Source organism: Bacillus sp. FJAT-27225 (genome assembly GCF_001685025.1).
Lineage (GTDB): Bacteria > Bacillota > Bacilli > Bacillales > Cytobacillaceae > Bacillus_D.
In genome coordinates this window covers 217,165-233,081 of sequence record NZ_MAYU01000023.1, presented here as the reverse complement: position 1 = coordinate 233,081, position 15,917 = coordinate 217,165, and the positions used below count along the sequence as shown (strand labels likewise).

The window sequence follows — 15,917 nt, the reverse complement described above, 5'->3', positions numbered from 1 at the left end:
TAGGATAAGTTGTATACTAGTCTACAAACCTAACATAGCACTTCCTTTCTTTCAAAAGCAAACCTCATATGCCCGCAGTTTTTAAAACAAAACAGGAACCCTGGCAAGGTTCCTGCTTTTAATTCATTAGGCTTGTAATTTGAACCAGACTTCCATGGCTGTCTCAATTTCCTTACTCAATTCCAATTTCCTGCAATGCATCCTGTGAAGCTCTTCATAATCGAGTTGGCTGGCGGCCAGCTCCAAATCGAGTAAGCTTATTTCACGCTCCAGTCTTTCAATCCTTTTAAGGGCTTTGTCAGCCTGATTACAATCCCGCTCAGGGACCCGAATGGCCGGCTTATTGTCCTTTTTTGTTTTAGCAAGAGGTACGGCCAGCTCCTTCCGCTGATCCAGTTCACTTTTATAATAATTGTAGTTCCCTGGATAGCTAGTAAGGAGACCATTTTCAACTGCAACCACTCTGTCACCGATTTTGTTAATAAAATAGCGGTCGTGGGAAATGAAGAAAATCGTCCCCTTGAACTCCTCTAACGCTGTTTCCAGTGTTTCGATTGAGTCAATGTCAAGATGGTTGGTCGGTTCATCAAGGATTAACAGATTAATATCCTTGAACATCAGCATTGCCAGCTTTAGGCGGATTCTCTCTCCACCAGAGAGATGCCTTACTTTTTTAAAAACGCTGCCTTTATAAAACATGAACTTCGCCAGATACTCACGGGCTTTCCCTTCGAGGACAGAAATTCCTTCCCTGAACGCTTCAAGAACAGTCAATTCTTCGTCAGGGAAATTGATTTTCTGTGGCAGGTATGCAGCCTGTACATTGGCGCCAAGCTTGACAACACCACGATCCGGTGTTTCCTCGCCCAGCAGCATGTTCAGGAAGGTCGTTTTTCCGCTCCCATTCGGACCAATTAGGCCGACCCGTTCTCCGTAATGGATAAGCATATCAGCACCTTTGAAAATCACCTTATCCTCATAACGTTTTTCGAGCCCGATTGCTTTAATGGTTTCATTCCCGGAACGCTCAGCAGCCTTGAAATCCAGCCTCATGTTTCTCCGTTGGAAGATAGGTTTATCGATCCGCTCCAGCTTATCGAGTTTTTTCTGAATCGAAGCTGCACGCCTGAAAAACTTGTTGTTATCTGCCCGCAAAGCCCAATCCCTCAGGCTCGGCACCTGCTTCTCCATGTTGTTGATTTTTTTCTGCTGTTCGCGGAAATGCTCATATTGAATTCGCATATTCTCCTCTTTTTGACTGATAAAAGAGGAGTAGTTGCCCTTATAGAATGTGGACTCCATGTCTTCAATCTCAACAACCTTTGTTACGGTTTTATCGAGAAAATAGCGGTCGTGGGACACAATGAGCACAATTCCTTTGTAGTTTTTGAGAAATCCTTCAAGCCATTCAATTGCTTCCATATCCAGGTGATTGGTCGGTTCATCAAGAAGCAGGATGTCCGGGTTATGGATTAACAGCTTCCCGAGCACAACCGTTGTCTTCTCGCCGCCGCTCAGCAAATCGAAGTCCTTATCAAGGAAGGTTTCGGAAAAATTCAGCCCTGTGGAAACTTTGCTTAGCTTTTCTTCCCGCTCATATCCGCCCTTTGCCTCATAATGCTGAATCAACTTGCTGTATTTATTCAGTGCTTTTTCCAGTTGGTCCTCATCCGTTGTTTGCATTTTCTTTTCCAGCTCGCGCATTTGCTGTTCAATTGCATCGACCTCCTCAAAAGCCAGATTTAACACATCAATGACCTTCAAGCCTTCCGGATAGGATGGCGATTGATCAAGATACGCTTTCGTCGCTTCTTTTGGAAGGAAAATCACCCCTTCATCATAGCCTGGGCTGGATGTTTGCGGATAACCCGGGTAGTAGTGCATCGGCTCAATCCCGGCAATGATTTTCAAAATCGTGCTCTTGCCGCTCCCGTTTGCCCCAACAATTCCGATTTTATCTCCTTCGTACGCTTCAAAGGTGATATTATTCACCACAAGAGTGGCTTCCATATATTTTTTTAAACCTCTTACCTTTAACTCCATCATAAAAATTACCCTTCTTTCATCCATAATCTCTCTTTATGGACAGGGCAAAGAAGAATACCTTACCTAATGTCGCTGTTGTTTTTAGTACAAGTATGGAGCCCTGCTACCGGAATACCCTTGCCGACCGTGTGGACGAATCATACCGAGTACGGTCGTTAATAGGTTCTTGCCTACTTTGTGACCAATTATTTCTTCGTACGGTCGTCAATAGAGCTTCTTGCCGACCGTGTGAGCGATAATTACCGCGTACAGTCGTCTATAGCGTATTTTCGACTTTGTAACTAAAAATTAATTGTTACGGTCGTCAATAGAGCTTTTTTTCTGCCCAATTTAGGTGGTAGCTAAGTGGCACACTAAACCTCGTACGTATAAAGAGTCTGGTCCTTCTCCATGAAAACTAATTTTCATTAACACAGCCAAATAAAAAAGACCATAAGAAGACGGTTGCTTCTTACAGCCTGTTCATCGTGAATATAATCAAGAGGATTAGCACCAGCCAAATAAGAGTACACGGCTGTACCTGCTTGGTACCATCAATAAACGCGGTACGCCATTCCATTCAATCATATTCGGATATCAGTAAGTAAGTTTACCTTCCAATTGCCATGATTCCATAAAGAGTACAACAAAGAAACCTATTCAAATAGACCCTTTTGATACTCACTACAAAATCGATATTAATTTTCAAAAAATTAATTCTGGCAATTAGCTGGTTCCATCATAAACTTACTTCCCTCCTCCGAAATTTCCTTTATTATCACATAAAATGGTAATTTTGTAAAATTATTATTCGTTTTCTTTGTTATTATTTAGCATTCTCATCAGGCTGATGGATACCGAATATATTGCCTTCGGGATCTAAATAATATCCCTGCCAAGCCATTCCGGGAAGAGCGTGTTTAGGCAGAGCAACCTGGCCGCCATTGGAAAGGATTTTAGTTTCCGTTTCATCGTAATTGTCTACGCCCATCGTACAAGCAAAGCCATTCATCGCTTGTCCTGGTTCAGGCGGAGCACCATGACGCTTCATCAAGGCTCCATTGATTCCCAGCTGCCCCTCATCCCCTGTGACCGCTCCGAAGTAAGGCATCCCCGCATAGTCGCTCCAATCCTGAAACGACCAGCCAAATACTTCTCCATAAAACTTCATTGCGCGCTCCATGTCACTTACATGAATCTCAAAATGAATTAATCGGCCCATACTTCCCCTCCAGATTGAATTAATCCTTGCATAATAGTAATTCAGGATAACCCATATGAATTCCTTCTATAACTTAAGGAAAACAGTCACTAATTTTTTGCACCAAAGGCTTATTCGAAACCCTACTCATTCAACAAAGAAATCGAAAACTTCCTTAGCAAATCCTTTAGTGCCGGCCTGGTATTTCCATCCCTTCCCACTATCTCCTCAGCGGTAATCAAGGAATTCAGGACTGCTTCTTCTGTGGCTTCGCCGACTGCCCGGAAGGCGAAGTCTATGTCCTCTTCATGGATGGACGGTATGGTTAGGAGGCCAGATGGTTTATCATGGGGAATCTTCGTTGCTGTTGAGAATCCAATGACGATTTCTCCGCTACCTGTTGTGATAATTGAACCTGTCCGTGCCAGCCCGGTTACGGACCGTTTCAAAATCCTATTTAATTGCCTCTCCGAAACAGGAAGATCAGTGGCAACGACAACAATAACCGAGCCCTTATCCTCCATTTCGCAACGGTGTTCCATTGCATCTTGCAATTCCTTGCCGACAGGCTTGCCGTTTACCCGAAAATCAGCCATACTTCCGAAATTCGTTAATACCAGGACTCCCATCATATATGTACCATATTCCAATTCAACGATTCTTGAGGCCGAGCCTATTCCACCTTTCATTGAATAACAGAGCATACCCCGGCCAGCTCCAACTGCACCTTCCTCAAACTCAACAGAGGCGTTCTCAATTGCCTCAAAAATATGGTTGGGCTTAACATACTTTGCCCTAATATCATTGAGAAACATATCATTGCATTCAGCAACCACCGGATTCACTGTTCCGGTTGTCCGTCCGATTTCAGGGTTTCGTTCCAAGGCGTAGTCAATCAGAGCATCTACAGCAGTTCCGACACTTAACGTGTTCGTGAGGATAATCGGAGTCTCCAATGTACCCAGCTCAGCCATTTGAATCGTGCCGACTGTTTTGCCAAATCCATTGATTATATGGCTTGAGGCAATTAATTTTTCTTTGAATGGATTCCCTTGATGCGGCAGGATTGCCGTGACTCCCGTCTGCATTCCTTTATCACTTAGGGTTACATGGCCGACCGACACTCCTTCAACGTCCGTTATTGCATTATGAATCCCGGGCTTCATACTTCCGATTTTGATCCCATACTCTCTGATTCGTTTTTGATTTAACATGGAAATCCCTCCTTCCTTAACTATATCAAATGGGTGGTACCGAAAAAGTGCCTTGCCTATAAGGTGGATGCTTGAGGATAATCCCATGAGGAGAGCCAGGGGATACATTTTTAACAGCAGAACAGGCAGATCCGAATTAACTAACAGAAGCTGCCTGATTTTTAAGGATAGAATGTACCATATGAATCGAATCCCATTCCCCTGCTGAAAAGAACATAATGGGATATCGTTTTGAAAACAAAGTATTGTTAATTTCTTCAGGAGTTTTGCCTTCATAATACATCTTTAAGACTGTTCCCTGCAGGTTCAGCAAGTATTCAAGTTTGTTCTTCAAGGCAGTCCGCCCATTGCGCAAATAACCAGCATGGCAGCAAAACACATCATCAAAATCATAAGTTAAAACCTTTTTTAATGATTGAATAATCTCAGGGATGCTTTCTTCGCGAAGGACAACTTTTGTCTTCTCTTGGCAATAAAGGTCACCAGTAAACATTTGGCCTGTCTCCTCATTTAAAAAACAAACATGGTCAACGGCATGGCCAGGACTTTCAATGACCCTCCAGGTTGCATAGGGAGACTGAAAAGTTCCGCCTAAAGGCTCGGCGTGGAAAGGACGGCGTTTTCCCCAAAACGCCTGTCGATAAAGCGGATAATCCGCCTTTTCCGAGCAATCCCCAATCTTAATACGATTCATATAAAGCGGCAAATCGAAATCCTTCTGCAAAAACGCAGCACCGCCAGTATGGTCTTCATGGTGGTGTGTAATGACCACTTTATCAATTTCAAGCTGGCTGAAGAACGGCTTGAAATACTTCTCCAATGACTTGCTTCCTGTGTCAATCAGCACACCATCAATGAAAAAGGAATGAACATTCATTTTAAACCGTTTTATAGATACAGTGCCGTTACCCATATGCACACCATTCGCTGTCTTTTCAGAAAAATACTTCTTAATCAGCATAACTGTTCCCCCTAAATCATTCCTTCTTTCATGTTAACAGAAAGTGAATGGCTATTCATTCATCCATTTGTCTAAAACTGAAGAAAATACCAAATTTCCTATGATTTCCTAATTCTCATGAAATTTTTTCACTTTTGTGATAAAATAGTCCTAATATCTTTCTTTAATGAGGAGGCAGCAGGCCCTCCTTATTGGGTGAAAGATATCATTTTTTTAGGAGGCGAAAGGAATGAAAGTATTCATGAAATTTGGCGAGAAGTTCAATCCAAGTCTGGGGGTCATCTACTATGAGCCATAGTGTACTTCTAAGCAAAGATTACTTCGTCCACCAATTAGTATATATTGATGAACATATCAAGGAATTAACTGAACTCTATATCTCATCCACCCCGGTTGGGGAGCGGGTAAAGGATTTCTTTGCTCAATACACCCTGGAGGTTGAGGGCTTTTTAAAAGAAAATCAGCGAAATGATTTAATTACGTCTATACCAAAGGTTTTCATTGGCTCCAAGGTTACAGTCGTGTTCGAGGACGAAGATGACACTGAGGAATACATCATTTCCTATCCGGAACAAACGGACCCCGATTCAGGGATTATTTCGTTTTTGTCACCGGTAGGCAGACAACTTCTACTTAAGAGAGTCGGTGATCAAGTATCAATAAAAATCCCAAGTGGACAGCTTACGGTAACCATTCAGGAAATTTCCTTTGCCGGTCACGAACTGGATATCAAAGGAGCATTGAAGGAAGCTTAACCCAGTACCTTCTGCCTATTTTTTAGAAGCAACGACTTCACCAAACGGAAGTCGTTGCTTTTTTGATAATGAATTATGAGATTTCAACTTTGCAGACCCATTTATAATAACCCAATACACTGAGTAGCAAAAACGGGTTTACCAATAATGAATACTCGATTCGCCACCAATTATGTTGAAAATAGCCCCATGGTTCCGGTAATAAGGTGAGCAATTCATACAATGTTATAGCAATTGTCCAATACAGAATATAAAGCATTTGTTTATAGATCAATTGCTCATACGGATACCAATTTAAAAAAATCATATTTACCGGGGGAATCAAGACCGTAAAAGCAGGCAGCACCCACCAATTAATCTCCTTCGTAAAGTACCCATAACCATGGTATTTAAAGTCTATAAACGTCTCAGTAACCGCCTGGACAGCAATTGTAAAAGTCCAAACATGGACAATCTGATTGTTCGTAAGCCGTTTATTTGTAGTAAAGGCTATCAAATTAAAAAGAATAATCGAAGCAATAAACCCTACCATTCTAAAACGTTCTTTTTACACTAGCTTTTTCACCTAAATATTAAATTATTCCCCCTATTCCCCGCAGTAAATTTCAACAATTTCTTCAATGTGTTGTATAACCACAAATCCAATAAACTATTGGTTTTATATGAACGTGATTGACTAAAATGTAGTGGGTATAAATCCGGGGATTTTTATTTAACCTACTACTTGATAAAGGAGAATGACGATAGCATACGTATTGCAAGTAGATTTTAAGATGAATGGACCATTCGGAGATGAAATGGCAGAAGGCTTTGCTGATTTAGCAAAAAGCATCAATGAAGAAGAAGGCTTCAAGTGGAAAATCTGGACTGAGAGTCCTGAAACAAGTGAAGCAGGTGGAATCTATATCCACTCCAAAAGATTGGCGGGCTTTGGCATAACCGAAGTAAACGCAAAGATCCTTGCTATAAATCCTAAACTTACTGAAATTACAAATGGCCCGCTAAAATAGGTATGTCAAATGGAAAAGGAGTAACTTAGGCTGTTACTCCTTTTCATTATTTCATATATATTTTCTTTTTAAAATTTGTCCGTCATCTTTCTGCTGGTAACCATTATTCCTATGAAGGATGGCAAGACCATTTTTTTCTGGCTGTTCCCACCTTCATAGACCTGATGAAGGATGGTAAAACCATTTTTTTCTGGCTGTTCCCGTCTTCATAGACCTGATGAAGAATGGTAAGACCGGTTTTTTCTGGCTGTTCCCGTCTTCATAGAACATGATGGATGGTAAGACCATCTTTTTCAGGCTGTTCCCCTCTTCAAAGACCATGAAGGATAGCAAGACCACTTTTCATGGCTGTTCTGGGTCCCCGCTATTTCCTCCTTCTCCGTACCGATTTTTGTTCAGGTATAAGAATGATCATAGGCGGAAAAATTCCTGTTAATGTATATACGGGAGACTTACGAAGCGTTTATAAGCGGAGATATTCCGCTTAACTGCTCTAAATAAGTTAATATCCATCGGTTTGGATAAAATAAACGGAAAATCTCCGTTAATTTTTAAAGAAATATGGATATTTCCCAATTTAGCCGGAATTTTTCCGCTTAGTATTCATACGCAGTGAAATGAATATTCAGTTATAGAAGGTGATTCTTTTATATCAACATAAGTAGTCCTCCAAATTACCATGTAATCTGGAGGACTATTTGTATTACATTTTTACAGAGCCTTGTCCCTTATATCTCCGAATTTTACGGGTTAATGGTTTAATGATTAGTTACTACATAAGAGTTAGTTTCGCAACACATTCAACATGGACGGTGTGAGGGAAAAGGTCAACTGGCTGGACAACTTCCAGCACATATCCGAACTGCTCAAGCTCCTTAATATCGGTTGCGAACGTATCTACATTGCATGATACATATACGATTCGTTCCGGCTTGGCACGCCCAATTCTCCTCATGACCTTTCCGCCTGCACCTGACCTTGGCGGGTCAAGCAGCAATAGTTCTGGTTTTCCAAAGCTCTCAAGAATTTCGTCGATTCCCTTTCTCGCATCCCTCGCAAGGAAGGTAGTGTTGTGGATGCCATTATCAGCAGCGTTGCGTTTCGCTGATTCAATCGACGTTTCGACAATTTCGATGCCTGCTAATTCTCCTACCCTATTCGCGAACGGCAGTGAAAACGTACCAACACCACAGAACAAATCAATCATTTTTTCTGATTTTTTCGGCTCGCCCATCTCGATTGCAAGGTCGACCAACTTTTGAGCCTGGGTCGGATTTGTCTGGAAGAAGGTATCAAACCAAAGGCGGAACCTGTATCCATCCATTTCATCATAGATGAAGTCCCGTCCAGCCAGGATATGCGTGTTTTCCGATTGCGTACGGTCCGCCCAATCTCTGTTTTCAAGCCACAACAAGCTTTTCACTTGTGGGTACGCCGTCGTAATCCGCCGCACTAAATCATCAGCAGCCTCTTGATGGGCAGCTGGTCCTTCCGTTGCAAACAGGGCGAGCATGATTTCCCCAGTTGCAAACGATTGCCTTACCATTAAGTGACGCAGCAAGCCCTCATGCAAGTCCTTATTATAGCCGCTTAATTGATGGCTTTTTGCCCATTTTGCCACTTCCATTGAAGCAGCAACCATCTCCTTGCCAGCAATCAAACATGTTTCCAAAGAAATGATTTTTCGGAAATTCCCTTGCTCATGCAGGCCAAGCGTTCCATCGGGAGCAAATGTGAACTCCATTTTGTTACGATAATGCCAGGGATTGTCCATACCAATCGTATCGAGGGCCAAATCCGGATCGAAACCTTGTGATTCTATCGCCTGCTTTACATGATTTGTTTTTTGTTTCAGTTGTCCTTCATATTGCCAATGCTGCCATACGCAGCCGCCACATTTTTCAAAATGGGGGCAAGGCGGAGCAGTTCTTTCGGGATTGGCCTCCAAAATCTCATTAGGAAGCGCTCTCCATCGCCTTTTTTCAGGTCTGTCCACCGTCACACTCACTTTTTCACCTGGGAGAGTCTGCGGGATTGTCAGCTTCAGCTTTTTCAAGTTGCCATGTTCGTTTTCACGCCAAATTGCAGCCTGGCCTGAACCCTTCTCATCCAACCGGTGGATATCGGCAACCATTGTTTCGGCACTTGTTGTCAATGAAGTCTCCTCCTTTGTTGCAGAAATAAAGTTATCTATTATAAAAAGGCTTTTATAGTCTGTTAAATTATGCACACATCTTACCTAGTATAAAGGACAATCAGTGATTAGAAAACACCTAGTAGATTTTAACATATATAAAAAATAAAAGCGCCCCGTCCCTGGACACCTTTCAGCCTCCTGAAAAAACAAAGATGCCCGCTTCCCAGACACTAGCTACCGGGCAGAAGGGCACCTTCTAAACTGAAAGCACTATTTAATTTTCTGTTGGATGTTCGAATAGGTAATTTCTATATTCCCAGGCAGGACAAAAAGGTAATCGATTAGATTCTCAAGGAGGTCCATTAAGTGGGCAGCTGTTTCATCATCAAGATCCTTTTCCAGCTCCAGAATTTCATAAAAAGGATTGTCGGGACGAAGAAGCAGGTCAAGATAACGGATAGGCTTCACTAAGTCCAGATTCTCGACAATTTGGTCCGATTGCTCAGCAAGTGGCTTTGCATTTCCTTTATCCCCTGCAAAATGCTTATAGATGCTTTCGATTACACGTTTTGACATCACGGCTGTGGCAGCATTATCCTTCCACTGATAAATATTTAAAGCAGAGCGGTAGGCCCTGACTAAATCGGGAGGGATGTGAGGCAATTGTTCCAGCTGGTTGATTGGCTGTTTGGAAGATTGAGGGTCATAGATATAAACATCTATTGGGTTTCCTATATCATCTGGAACACCTTTTAAAATCATTACAAATGTGGAATCCTTTTTACATGTTGAACACGTCCCTTCTGTCAGGAACCCGTTCTTGCCTGTCTGATAGTTGGCTTTAAGGGTGAAACTACTTGTTTTTCGGCAATTGGGGCATGCGGTTTGAATCATGTTTGGAACTTTCGTATGTCCATAGTGGCTGTAAGAGACAATAGAACTTTTCCTAATTCTTCTCATATGACCCTCCAGTTTTCATCCTACTATACTAAAAATAAAGAAAATTTTGTCTATTATTCTTATTATATTCCCTTATCGACAATAAATAAATGCATACAAAGTGGGATTTTGCTGTTTTCCGGCAAAAAACCACCTATTTAATTCAATAGGTGGCTTCTCCTTACATGCTATGTTGTTGTTTGACTATTCCTTTTGTAGACATACTGACTAGGACAAAAACGAAGAGCGATACAACAATAGGAATGGTGACACTGTTCATGCCAAAAAGATTGCCATGGAAGTGATAAATATAAATATACGAAACAAGTCCAACAATCATTGAAGCAAGAGCTCCGTATTTATTGGCGCCTTTCCAATAAAGCCCCAGTACGACATTCCATAAAAACGCCGATTCAAGCCCGCCAAATGCAAATAAATTTAACCAAATCAATAAATCTGGCGGATTTAATGCGAAAAGAACGACTGCAATCCCGACAACTGTCGTTACAATAAAACTAATCCGTTTTATTTCAGCATCCTTAGCCTCCGGTTTTATAAAACCTAAATACACATCTTTCACAAGCGTCGAGCTTACTAAAATCAATAAAGCATTTACGGTCGACATGATGGCTGCCATTGGCGCCGCCAGTACAACGCCGGCCAGAACAGGCGGGAGTATTTCAAGTGTTAATGTCGGCATTACTTTATCGCCAATTTCAATCCCTGGCATAACAGCCCGTCCGAATACACCGATTAAGTGCATTCCGAACATGATGGTCCCGATCCCAATGGTCCCAATAATAATGGCACGATGCATCCCTCTGGAGTCTTTATAGCTCATCGCACGGACGGCGATTTGCGGCAAGCCTATTACACCGATCCCGATTAAGATCCAGAATGTTGATACATAGAGTGGCGAAAGGCTTCCATCTGCACCGTACGGCGAAACCAGATTAGGATTTTCCGCTACAAGCTCTGCCATTATAGAGGAAACACCGCCTCCTTCAATAATAACCGCAACAAGCAGAATGACCGTTCCAATAATCATCACTGAGCCTTGTAATGCATCAGTTAAGGCAACGGCCGCAAAGCCCCCAACAATGACGTATACCAGAACTGCAACTGCAAAAATTAACAATGCTCCCCTGTAGGATAGACCTGTTAATGACTCGATTAACCGTGCTCCGCCTACCCATTGCGCTGTCATCGACGCGAATAAAAAGATAAGAATCGCAACCGCCGATAGCAGGACAATCACATTGGATTGATAACGAGCCTTTAGAAAATCAATTAATGTAATAGCTTCATATTTGCGCGCAATAATTGCAAATTTTTTCCCCAAAATCATCAGGACAAAATAGCCCGCTGGCAATTGAGCCATTGCGAGCAGCACCCAGCCGAGTCCTGTCTGATATGCCACACCAGGGCCGCCAATAAAGCTTGACGCACTTCCATATGTCGCCATCATCGTCATCGCAAGCAGGAAGCCGCCCATCTCACGTCCGCCAAGGAAATAATCTGAAAGAAACGAGTCAGAGCGCCGGACGTACGCATTTGCCCAAAAGCCAATATAAAAAATAACAACAAGAAATAGTGCAAGCGGAATAATTACTTGCCAGTGCATTCTTCATCTTCCTCATCAAGTGAAACTTCGGTAAAAAAGAATTTCATGACCAACACAATTAACACAATCATAAAAATCGTCCCAGCAATGCAGCTATAGAAAAACCATGCGGGAAAACCGAGTATGTACGCATAGGTATTTGGATCCTCGTTCCCAAGGCCATATGCAAAGCCATACCAAATGGCAAAGTTGAGCAGAACAAGTGCAACACCGATTAACGCTTCCCGGTGTGCGATTTTGAAGCGTTTATCCTCCATACATTTATACCTCTCACTTATATGAAATAAAAAAGGCTACTCCTATAGCGGTTAGTTGTCTTCAACCAAAATGAGTGTTGGCTTCTCTCTCAACATTTCGAGTATGCATGTTGCAACACATAGGTTGCTTTGAGTGGGCCATGTGGTTAACAGCTCTAATTGAACTACACTAGATTATTCAACAATAGGGATTTCGTCAACTGGTTTGTGGCAGGTAACCACTCTATTCATTGTTAGTATGGCTGAAATAATTGTTCGTCGCCAGGGGAAAGTCATTTCTCTGTTTGTCATGACAGCCGATTATACTGACTAAATTATACAGTAATCTTACTGGACATGCGATGGCAATAGTAATAAATGATAAAAGTCCTTTTTTCCATTCATTATTTCAGAATAGTAAATTAAAACCTTTTTTAGTTAATAAGTACCATGTTACAAAGTGTTAACAAAATTGAAATAATATTGTAAAATATGAAATGTATTGACTACATAGAGAAATAGATGGAGGAAATGAGAAATGAAGAAGGCACTAAAAATGATTGGATTAATCTTTATTGGATTTATTCTTGGTTTCATGGTTGCTCCAAGCGGAGAGGATTCTACTGCAACTGTAAAAGAAGTAGTAGAACAAGAGGATGTAGCATCGGCAGAAACCGAAAAGCCTATAGAGGAAGCAGCTAAAGCTGAGGAAAAAGCTCCAGTTCCAGTTCCAGTGTTTGAAGATGACCGTGTACTGATCAGCTTCCTAGCTTTGGAATCAAAAGGTGTGAAATTCCTTGTTGAAAACAAAACGGATGTCAATATTACTATTCAAGCAGACAGTGTAGCTGTGAATGGTTTCAGTGCTAACGATATTACTATGAGTGACGACATTGCTCCTAAATCCAAAGGCTTTGCAGTAGCAAAAACGTCCCAATTAGCTGACGTTGGTACTCCAGAAAAAGTATCCGGAAGTTTAACTGTTATCGATTTCGACTATAGCTTTGACTCATACAGTGCAAAATTCACAGACGTTGCAGTTCAATAATGACAGAAACCTAAAGGACAAGGGACGTTCACCCTTGTCCTTTTTGCCTTGTGCTGACTTTACGCATTCATTTATTACTAGCTAAAAAACCAGGGACAATTTAATTAACCCTTGTTTTTAATCACTATTAAATTTATTCTCTCATCTTTTTATAAAAACCATCAAATAGAATACCAAGGAAGCCAACCGTTAAAACCATCTTGCTATAAAAGGTAGCATGAGAGGAAAAAAAGTAATAACTCCCGATTCCTGTACAAAAATAACTGACCGAAATAGCTAAAAACCGCTTCATTTTTCATCTCCGACAAATTGCGGAAGGTTATTTATTGCCAAAATCCCCGGCAAACCGCTGTGCTACTGCTTTGATTTCATCTACCTTTTCAGGTTTTAATAATCCAAGCATCTTTGGAATGAACTGCTGAATATCATCTTTTGTAAAAGTGCCTTCATTCTGTTTTCTAAAGTTTTCCAAAAGAATTTCCCTTGCTTCCTCTTCCTTGCCCTCTTGAACCCTTTGCAGAATAAAATTCAAAAACATTTCCTGTCCTTGCTTGTCCATTTCGTTTGCCTCCTAAGGAAATAAGTAACTGGTTACGTATTTTACACTATCATCAAAAGGTGTTAAATCAAAATTTCAATTTCAGGTTTATCCAAGGGCTACTCCACTGAAATTTTTATACCCTCATCCAAGTATCTTGTCGAATTATAACCAAAAATAGTAAGGCTTTTGGGAATGCCATCTTCCTCCCCGGTGTTGCTGTGTACCTTTATCCTGTGAACTGTAAAGTAATAACGCGGTTGGATTTTTTCATAATTGATGGGATCAGTTGTATCATATTTTTTCCCGTTTCTATCAATAAGCACACCTTCAGAGTCCATTTCCGAACCATTTATACCCTCTCCGACCACATCCATTTGAAGCGTTTCAAATGCCCGGCCCTCGATTTCATGGTTGCTTATGACAATAGAGGTAGGCTTTCCAACTTCAAACTTGTCGATGGAAATGGTACTGCCCGCATATTCAAACGTTTGGGGATATGTTTGTGAAGGATCCAGTTCAATCGTTTTCTGGTCTTCAACCGTTAAATGAGCTGATTTGAGCTGAATGCCGACATCCTTTGCCTTTTCTCCATAAAGCGAATCAAAGTGCATTTGAAATGTTAACCAGTCCATCTCTTGATTAAACATATTTCCGCCATGCATAGAAGACTTTATTTTTTTATCATTGACCTCTAGATGGTCAAATTCAAGAAAATCAATTCGTTTTTTTGACCCATAATAAATAGCATAGTCCAGAATTGTCGCTGTCGGGGCAATGGTCAATTTTTCAAACCGAACCGGAATCCCGTCAATTTCAGTTTCTTTATCCAAGGCATATTCGGTAGATGGTTTTTTTGTGGCAGGGACTTCAAAGTTCCACTCTCCGATTTTATTCTCTATAGTGTCGTAATAATTAGAAGAGGGATTCCGAATCAATTTCATTATCTGTTTGACCTTAAGTTTAATCGTGGCATTTTCCCCGGTAAGTGGCGGCAAACCCATTTTTCCTCGGTATACGTTCTTTTTCTCCTTATTCAACTTTGATTCAAAGTCGGGGGGATAGTACCTCGGATATTTTTCCCGGTTCATGATCTTATACTCATTCTCCACAAAAACTCCTTCATGATAATTCATTAAATATTGATTATCCCCAGCCGTATCTTCAATTTCATAAAAAATGAGTGTCTGGGAATCATCCGCAATGACACTTTTAATCCTGATTTTTATCCCATTGCTTTCTGCTTCCAGGTTCAGCATTTTTCCGAGGTCCTGTTGAAGGAACGAACGCAATTGCTGATCTTCTTCTGTATAGCTATAGTAGAGGCCGGAAAAAGCGCCTGTCACACCTTCAATACTCAGCAATAATGCAAGAACACTCGCAACAACTGCTCCGATTCTTAACCGTTTTCTGTTCTTAAGCTGCCTCTTTTTTTCCCTCTCCGCCAACCTGGCTTTGACGTTCTCTATAAAGTTGGCGGGCAAAACGAAATCGTTAAGCCTATCGGTAAAGTCAGTCATCAGGAACATAACATCCTGGAAGGCAGCCAAATCTTCCTGACAGTTTTTACAATGATAAATATGTATCTCAAAATCTATTTTCTTCGGCCTGTCCAGTTTTTTCTCAAAGTAATCAATGTAATTCGTATGATACTCTTTACAGCCGTTAAAGCCCCCATACCCCAGTTCTTTTTTAAGTGACTGGATTCCTGAAAACAGATGCTCTTTTACCTTTTCCACCGAAACGTTAAGAACATAGGCTGCCTCTTCCCGGGAGAAACCCTGTATATAGGTAAGAATAATGGATTCTCTTTCATTCTCATTCAAGTGGACTATTGCTTTTACTAAATCCTGGCTCGGTCCGTTTTCCTCTGAATCTTGTAAATTCCCCTCGACAGAAAACTCCCGGCAGGTTTGCAGGAAAATAGATATCACCCATGTTTCAAATGAAATCTCATTTTTAAAACGGGGCAATTGCTTATGTACGTTTAGGATGGAACGGTAAAAAAGCTCCTCCATCTGCGTCTGACTTTTAGCGTAGGGCCATCCTAAAAGATAGAACGATTTTTCATGCTGTTCAACCCAATCGGCGATGAACTCAAGGTCTCTCTTTCTTATGGGAGTAATTGAAACTGGCTCTATTTTTGCTGGGATCATAAATATGTTCCCCCCTTTAGAAGTCTCTTTTTATCTAATCATAGTGGCAAAGGAAGTTATTTACAATACCCGG

Annotated in this window: 15 protein-coding genes; 3 read left to right on the top strand and 12 right to left on the bottom strand. The window is 41.3% G+C overall.

The window, feature by feature from the left end:
* Nucleotides 1-126 precede the first annotated feature (126 nt).
* The 4 genes from abc-f to A8F94_RS20020 all read right to left on the bottom strand — a co-directional run bounded on the left by abc-f (nucleotide 127) and on the right by A8F94_RS20020 (nucleotide 5,401).
* Entirely contained in the window at nucleotides 127-2,046 is a 1,920-nt protein-coding gene (gene abc-f, locus A8F94_RS20035) for a ribosomal protection-like ABC-F family protein (protein ID WP_066205111.1), read from the bottom strand.
* An 805-nt stretch (nucleotides 2,047-2,851) separates the two neighbouring features.
* Nucleotides 2,852-3,247: a VOC family protein gene (locus A8F94_RS20030; protein WP_066204487.1), complete on the bottom strand. Its 396-nt coding sequence runs from the start codon at nucleotides 3,245-3,247 to the stop codon at nucleotides 2,852-2,854.
* Between the two features lie 122 nt (nucleotides 3,248-3,369).
* Complete coding sequence (locus A8F94_RS20025) at nucleotides 3,370-4,440, bottom strand: DmpA family aminopeptidase (protein ID WP_066204484.1); 1,071 nt, start codon at nucleotides 4,438-4,440, stop codon at nucleotides 3,370-3,372.
* A gap of 136 nt (nucleotides 4,441-4,576) precedes the next feature.
* Nucleotides 4,577-5,401: an MBL fold metallo-hydrolase gene (locus A8F94_RS20020; protein WP_066204481.1), complete on the bottom strand. Its 825-nt coding sequence runs from the start codon at nucleotides 5,399-5,401 to the stop codon at nucleotides 4,577-4,579.
* Nucleotides 5,402-5,688: 287 nt separating this feature from the next.
* Here A8F94_RS20020 and A8F94_RS20015 point away from each other — a divergent pair, with 287 nt between their 5' ends.
* Nucleotides 5,689-6,156, top strand: a complete 468-nt coding sequence (locus tag A8F94_RS20015) for a GreA/GreB family elongation factor (RefSeq protein ID WP_066204478.1) — start codon at nucleotides 5,689-5,691, stop codon at nucleotides 6,154-6,156.
* Between the two features lie 73 nt (nucleotides 6,157-6,229).
* Here the strand turns inward: A8F94_RS20015 and A8F94_RS20010 are convergent, their stop codons facing one another.
* Nucleotides 6,230-6,688, bottom strand: coding sequence for a hypothetical protein (locus tag A8F94_RS20010; protein WP_066204475.1), 459 nt, complete (start codon nucleotides 6,686-6,688; stop codon nucleotides 6,230-6,232).
* Nucleotides 6,689-6,899: 211 nt separating this feature from the next.
* Here A8F94_RS20010 and A8F94_RS20005 point away from each other — a divergent pair, with 211 nt between their 5' ends.
* Complete coding sequence (locus tag A8F94_RS20005) at nucleotides 6,900-7,166, top strand: YdhR family protein (RefSeq protein ID WP_066205107.1); 267 nt, start codon at nucleotides 6,900-6,902, stop codon at nucleotides 7,164-7,166.
* Between the two features lie 772 nt (nucleotides 7,167-7,938).
* On the opposite strand, the gene rlmD is transcribed toward A8F94_RS20005, so the two are convergent.
* From rlmD to A8F94_RS19980, 4 genes are all read right to left on the bottom strand, one after another.
* A complete protein-coding gene (gene rlmD, locus A8F94_RS19995) occupies nucleotides 7,939-9,300 on the bottom strand; it encodes a 23S rRNA (uracil(1939)-C(5))-methyltransferase RlmD (RefSeq protein WP_066205104.1) in 1,362 nt (453 codons plus the stop codon).
* A gap of 273 nt (nucleotides 9,301-9,573) precedes the next feature.
* Nucleotides 9,574-10,263 carry a hypothetical protein gene (locus tag A8F94_RS19990; protein WP_066204470.1) on the bottom strand — a complete coding sequence of 230 codons (690 nt, stop codon included), beginning with the start codon at nucleotides 10,261-10,263 and terminating at the stop codon, nucleotides 9,574-9,576.
* A gap of 160 nt (nucleotides 10,264-10,423) precedes the next feature.
* Entirely contained in the window at nucleotides 10,424-11,866 is a 1,443-nt protein-coding gene (gene panF / locus A8F94_RS19985) for a sodium/pantothenate symporter (protein ID WP_066204468.1), read from the bottom strand.
* Nucleotides 11,851-12,123, bottom strand: a complete 273-nt coding sequence (locus A8F94_RS19980) for a YhdT family protein (protein ID WP_066204464.1) — start codon at nucleotides 12,121-12,123, stop codon at nucleotides 11,851-11,853. Before A8F94_RS19980 ends, panF begins: the two co-directional genes overlap by 16 nt.
* A 517-nt stretch (nucleotides 12,124-12,640) precedes the next feature.
* Here A8F94_RS19980 and A8F94_RS19975 point away from each other — a divergent pair.
* Nucleotides 12,641-13,150 (top strand): hypothetical protein, encoded by a 510-nt coding sequence (locus A8F94_RS19975; protein WP_066204461.1) that lies wholly within the window; start codon nucleotides 12,641-12,643, stop codon nucleotides 13,148-13,150.
* A 133-nt stretch (nucleotides 13,151-13,283) separates the two neighbouring features.
* Here the strand turns inward: A8F94_RS19975 and A8F94_RS25940 are convergent, their stop codons facing one another.
* The 3 genes from A8F94_RS25940 to A8F94_RS19965 all read right to left on the bottom strand — a co-directional run bounded on the left by A8F94_RS25940 (nucleotide 13,284) and on the right by A8F94_RS19965 (nucleotide 15,844).
* Nucleotides 13,284-13,442, bottom strand: a complete 159-nt coding sequence (locus A8F94_RS25940) for a hypothetical protein (RefSeq protein WP_175384479.1) — start codon at nucleotides 13,440-13,442, stop codon at nucleotides 13,284-13,286.
* Between the two features lie 27 nt (nucleotides 13,443-13,469).
* Complete coding sequence (locus tag A8F94_RS19970; RefSeq protein WP_066204459.1) at nucleotides 13,470-13,709, bottom strand: hypothetical protein; 240 nt, start codon at nucleotides 13,707-13,709, stop codon at nucleotides 13,470-13,472.
* Nucleotides 13,710-13,807: 98 nt separating this feature from the next.
* The gene (locus A8F94_RS19965) at nucleotides 13,808-15,844 is read right to left on the bottom strand and encodes a sigma-70 family RNA polymerase sigma factor (protein WP_066204458.1); all 2,037 of its coding nucleotides are present in this window, start codon (nucleotides 15,842-15,844) and stop codon (nucleotides 13,808-13,810) included.
* Nucleotides 15,845-15,917 lie beyond the last annotated feature (73 nt).

Excerpts from the sequence above, each read along its gene's own strand:
- abc-f (WP_066205111.1), bottom strand. The coding sequence starts at position 2,046 with ATGATGGAGTTAAAGGTAAGAGGTTTAAAAAAATATATGGAAGCCACT.
- A8F94_RS20030 (WP_066204487.1), bottom strand. The coding sequence starts at position 3,247 with ATGGGCCGATTAATTCATTTTGAGATTCATGTAAGTGACATGGAGCGC.
- A8F94_RS20025 (WP_066204484.1), bottom strand. The coding sequence starts at position 4,440 with ATGTTAAATCAAAAACGAATCAGAGAGTATGGGATCAAAATCGGAAGT.
- A8F94_RS20020 (WP_066204481.1), bottom strand. The coding sequence starts at position 5,401 with ATGCTGATTAAGAAGTATTTTTCTGAAAAGACAGCGAATGGTGTGCAT.
- A8F94_RS20015 (WP_066204478.1), top strand. The coding sequence starts at position 5,689 with ATGAGCCATAGTGTACTTCTAAGCAAAGATTACTTCGTCCACCAATTA.
- A8F94_RS20010 (WP_066204475.1), bottom strand. The coding sequence starts at position 6,688 with ATGGTAGGGTTTATTGCTTCGATTATTCTTTTTAATTTGATAGCCTTT.
- rlmD (WP_066205104.1), bottom strand. The coding sequence starts at position 9,300 with ATGGTTGCCGATATCCACCGGTTGGATGAGAAGGGTTCAGGCCAGGCT.
- A8F94_RS19990 (WP_066204470.1), bottom strand. The coding sequence starts at position 10,263 with ATGAGAAGAATTAGGAAAAGTTCTATTGTCTCTTACAGCCACTATGGA.
- panF (WP_066204468.1), bottom strand. The coding sequence starts at position 11,866 with ATGCACTGGCAAGTAATTATTCCGCTTGCACTATTTCTTGTTGTTATT.
- A8F94_RS19980 (WP_066204464.1), bottom strand. The coding sequence starts at position 12,123 with ATGGAGGATAAACGCTTCAAAATCGCACACCGGGAAGCGTTAATCGGT.
- A8F94_RS19975 (WP_066204461.1), top strand. The coding sequence starts at position 12,641 with ATGAAGAAGGCACTAAAAATGATTGGATTAATCTTTATTGGATTTATT.
- A8F94_RS25940 (WP_175384479.1), bottom strand. The coding sequence starts at position 13,442 with ATGAAGCGGTTTTTAGCTATTTCGGTCAGTTATTTTTGTACAGGAATC.
- A8F94_RS19970 (WP_066204459.1), bottom strand. The coding sequence starts at position 13,709 with ATGGACAAGCAAGGACAGGAAATGTTTTTGAATTTTATTCTGCAAAGG.
- A8F94_RS19965 (WP_066204458.1), bottom strand. The coding sequence starts at position 15,844 with ATGATCCCAGCAAAAATAGAGCCAGTTTCAATTACTCCCATAAGAAAG.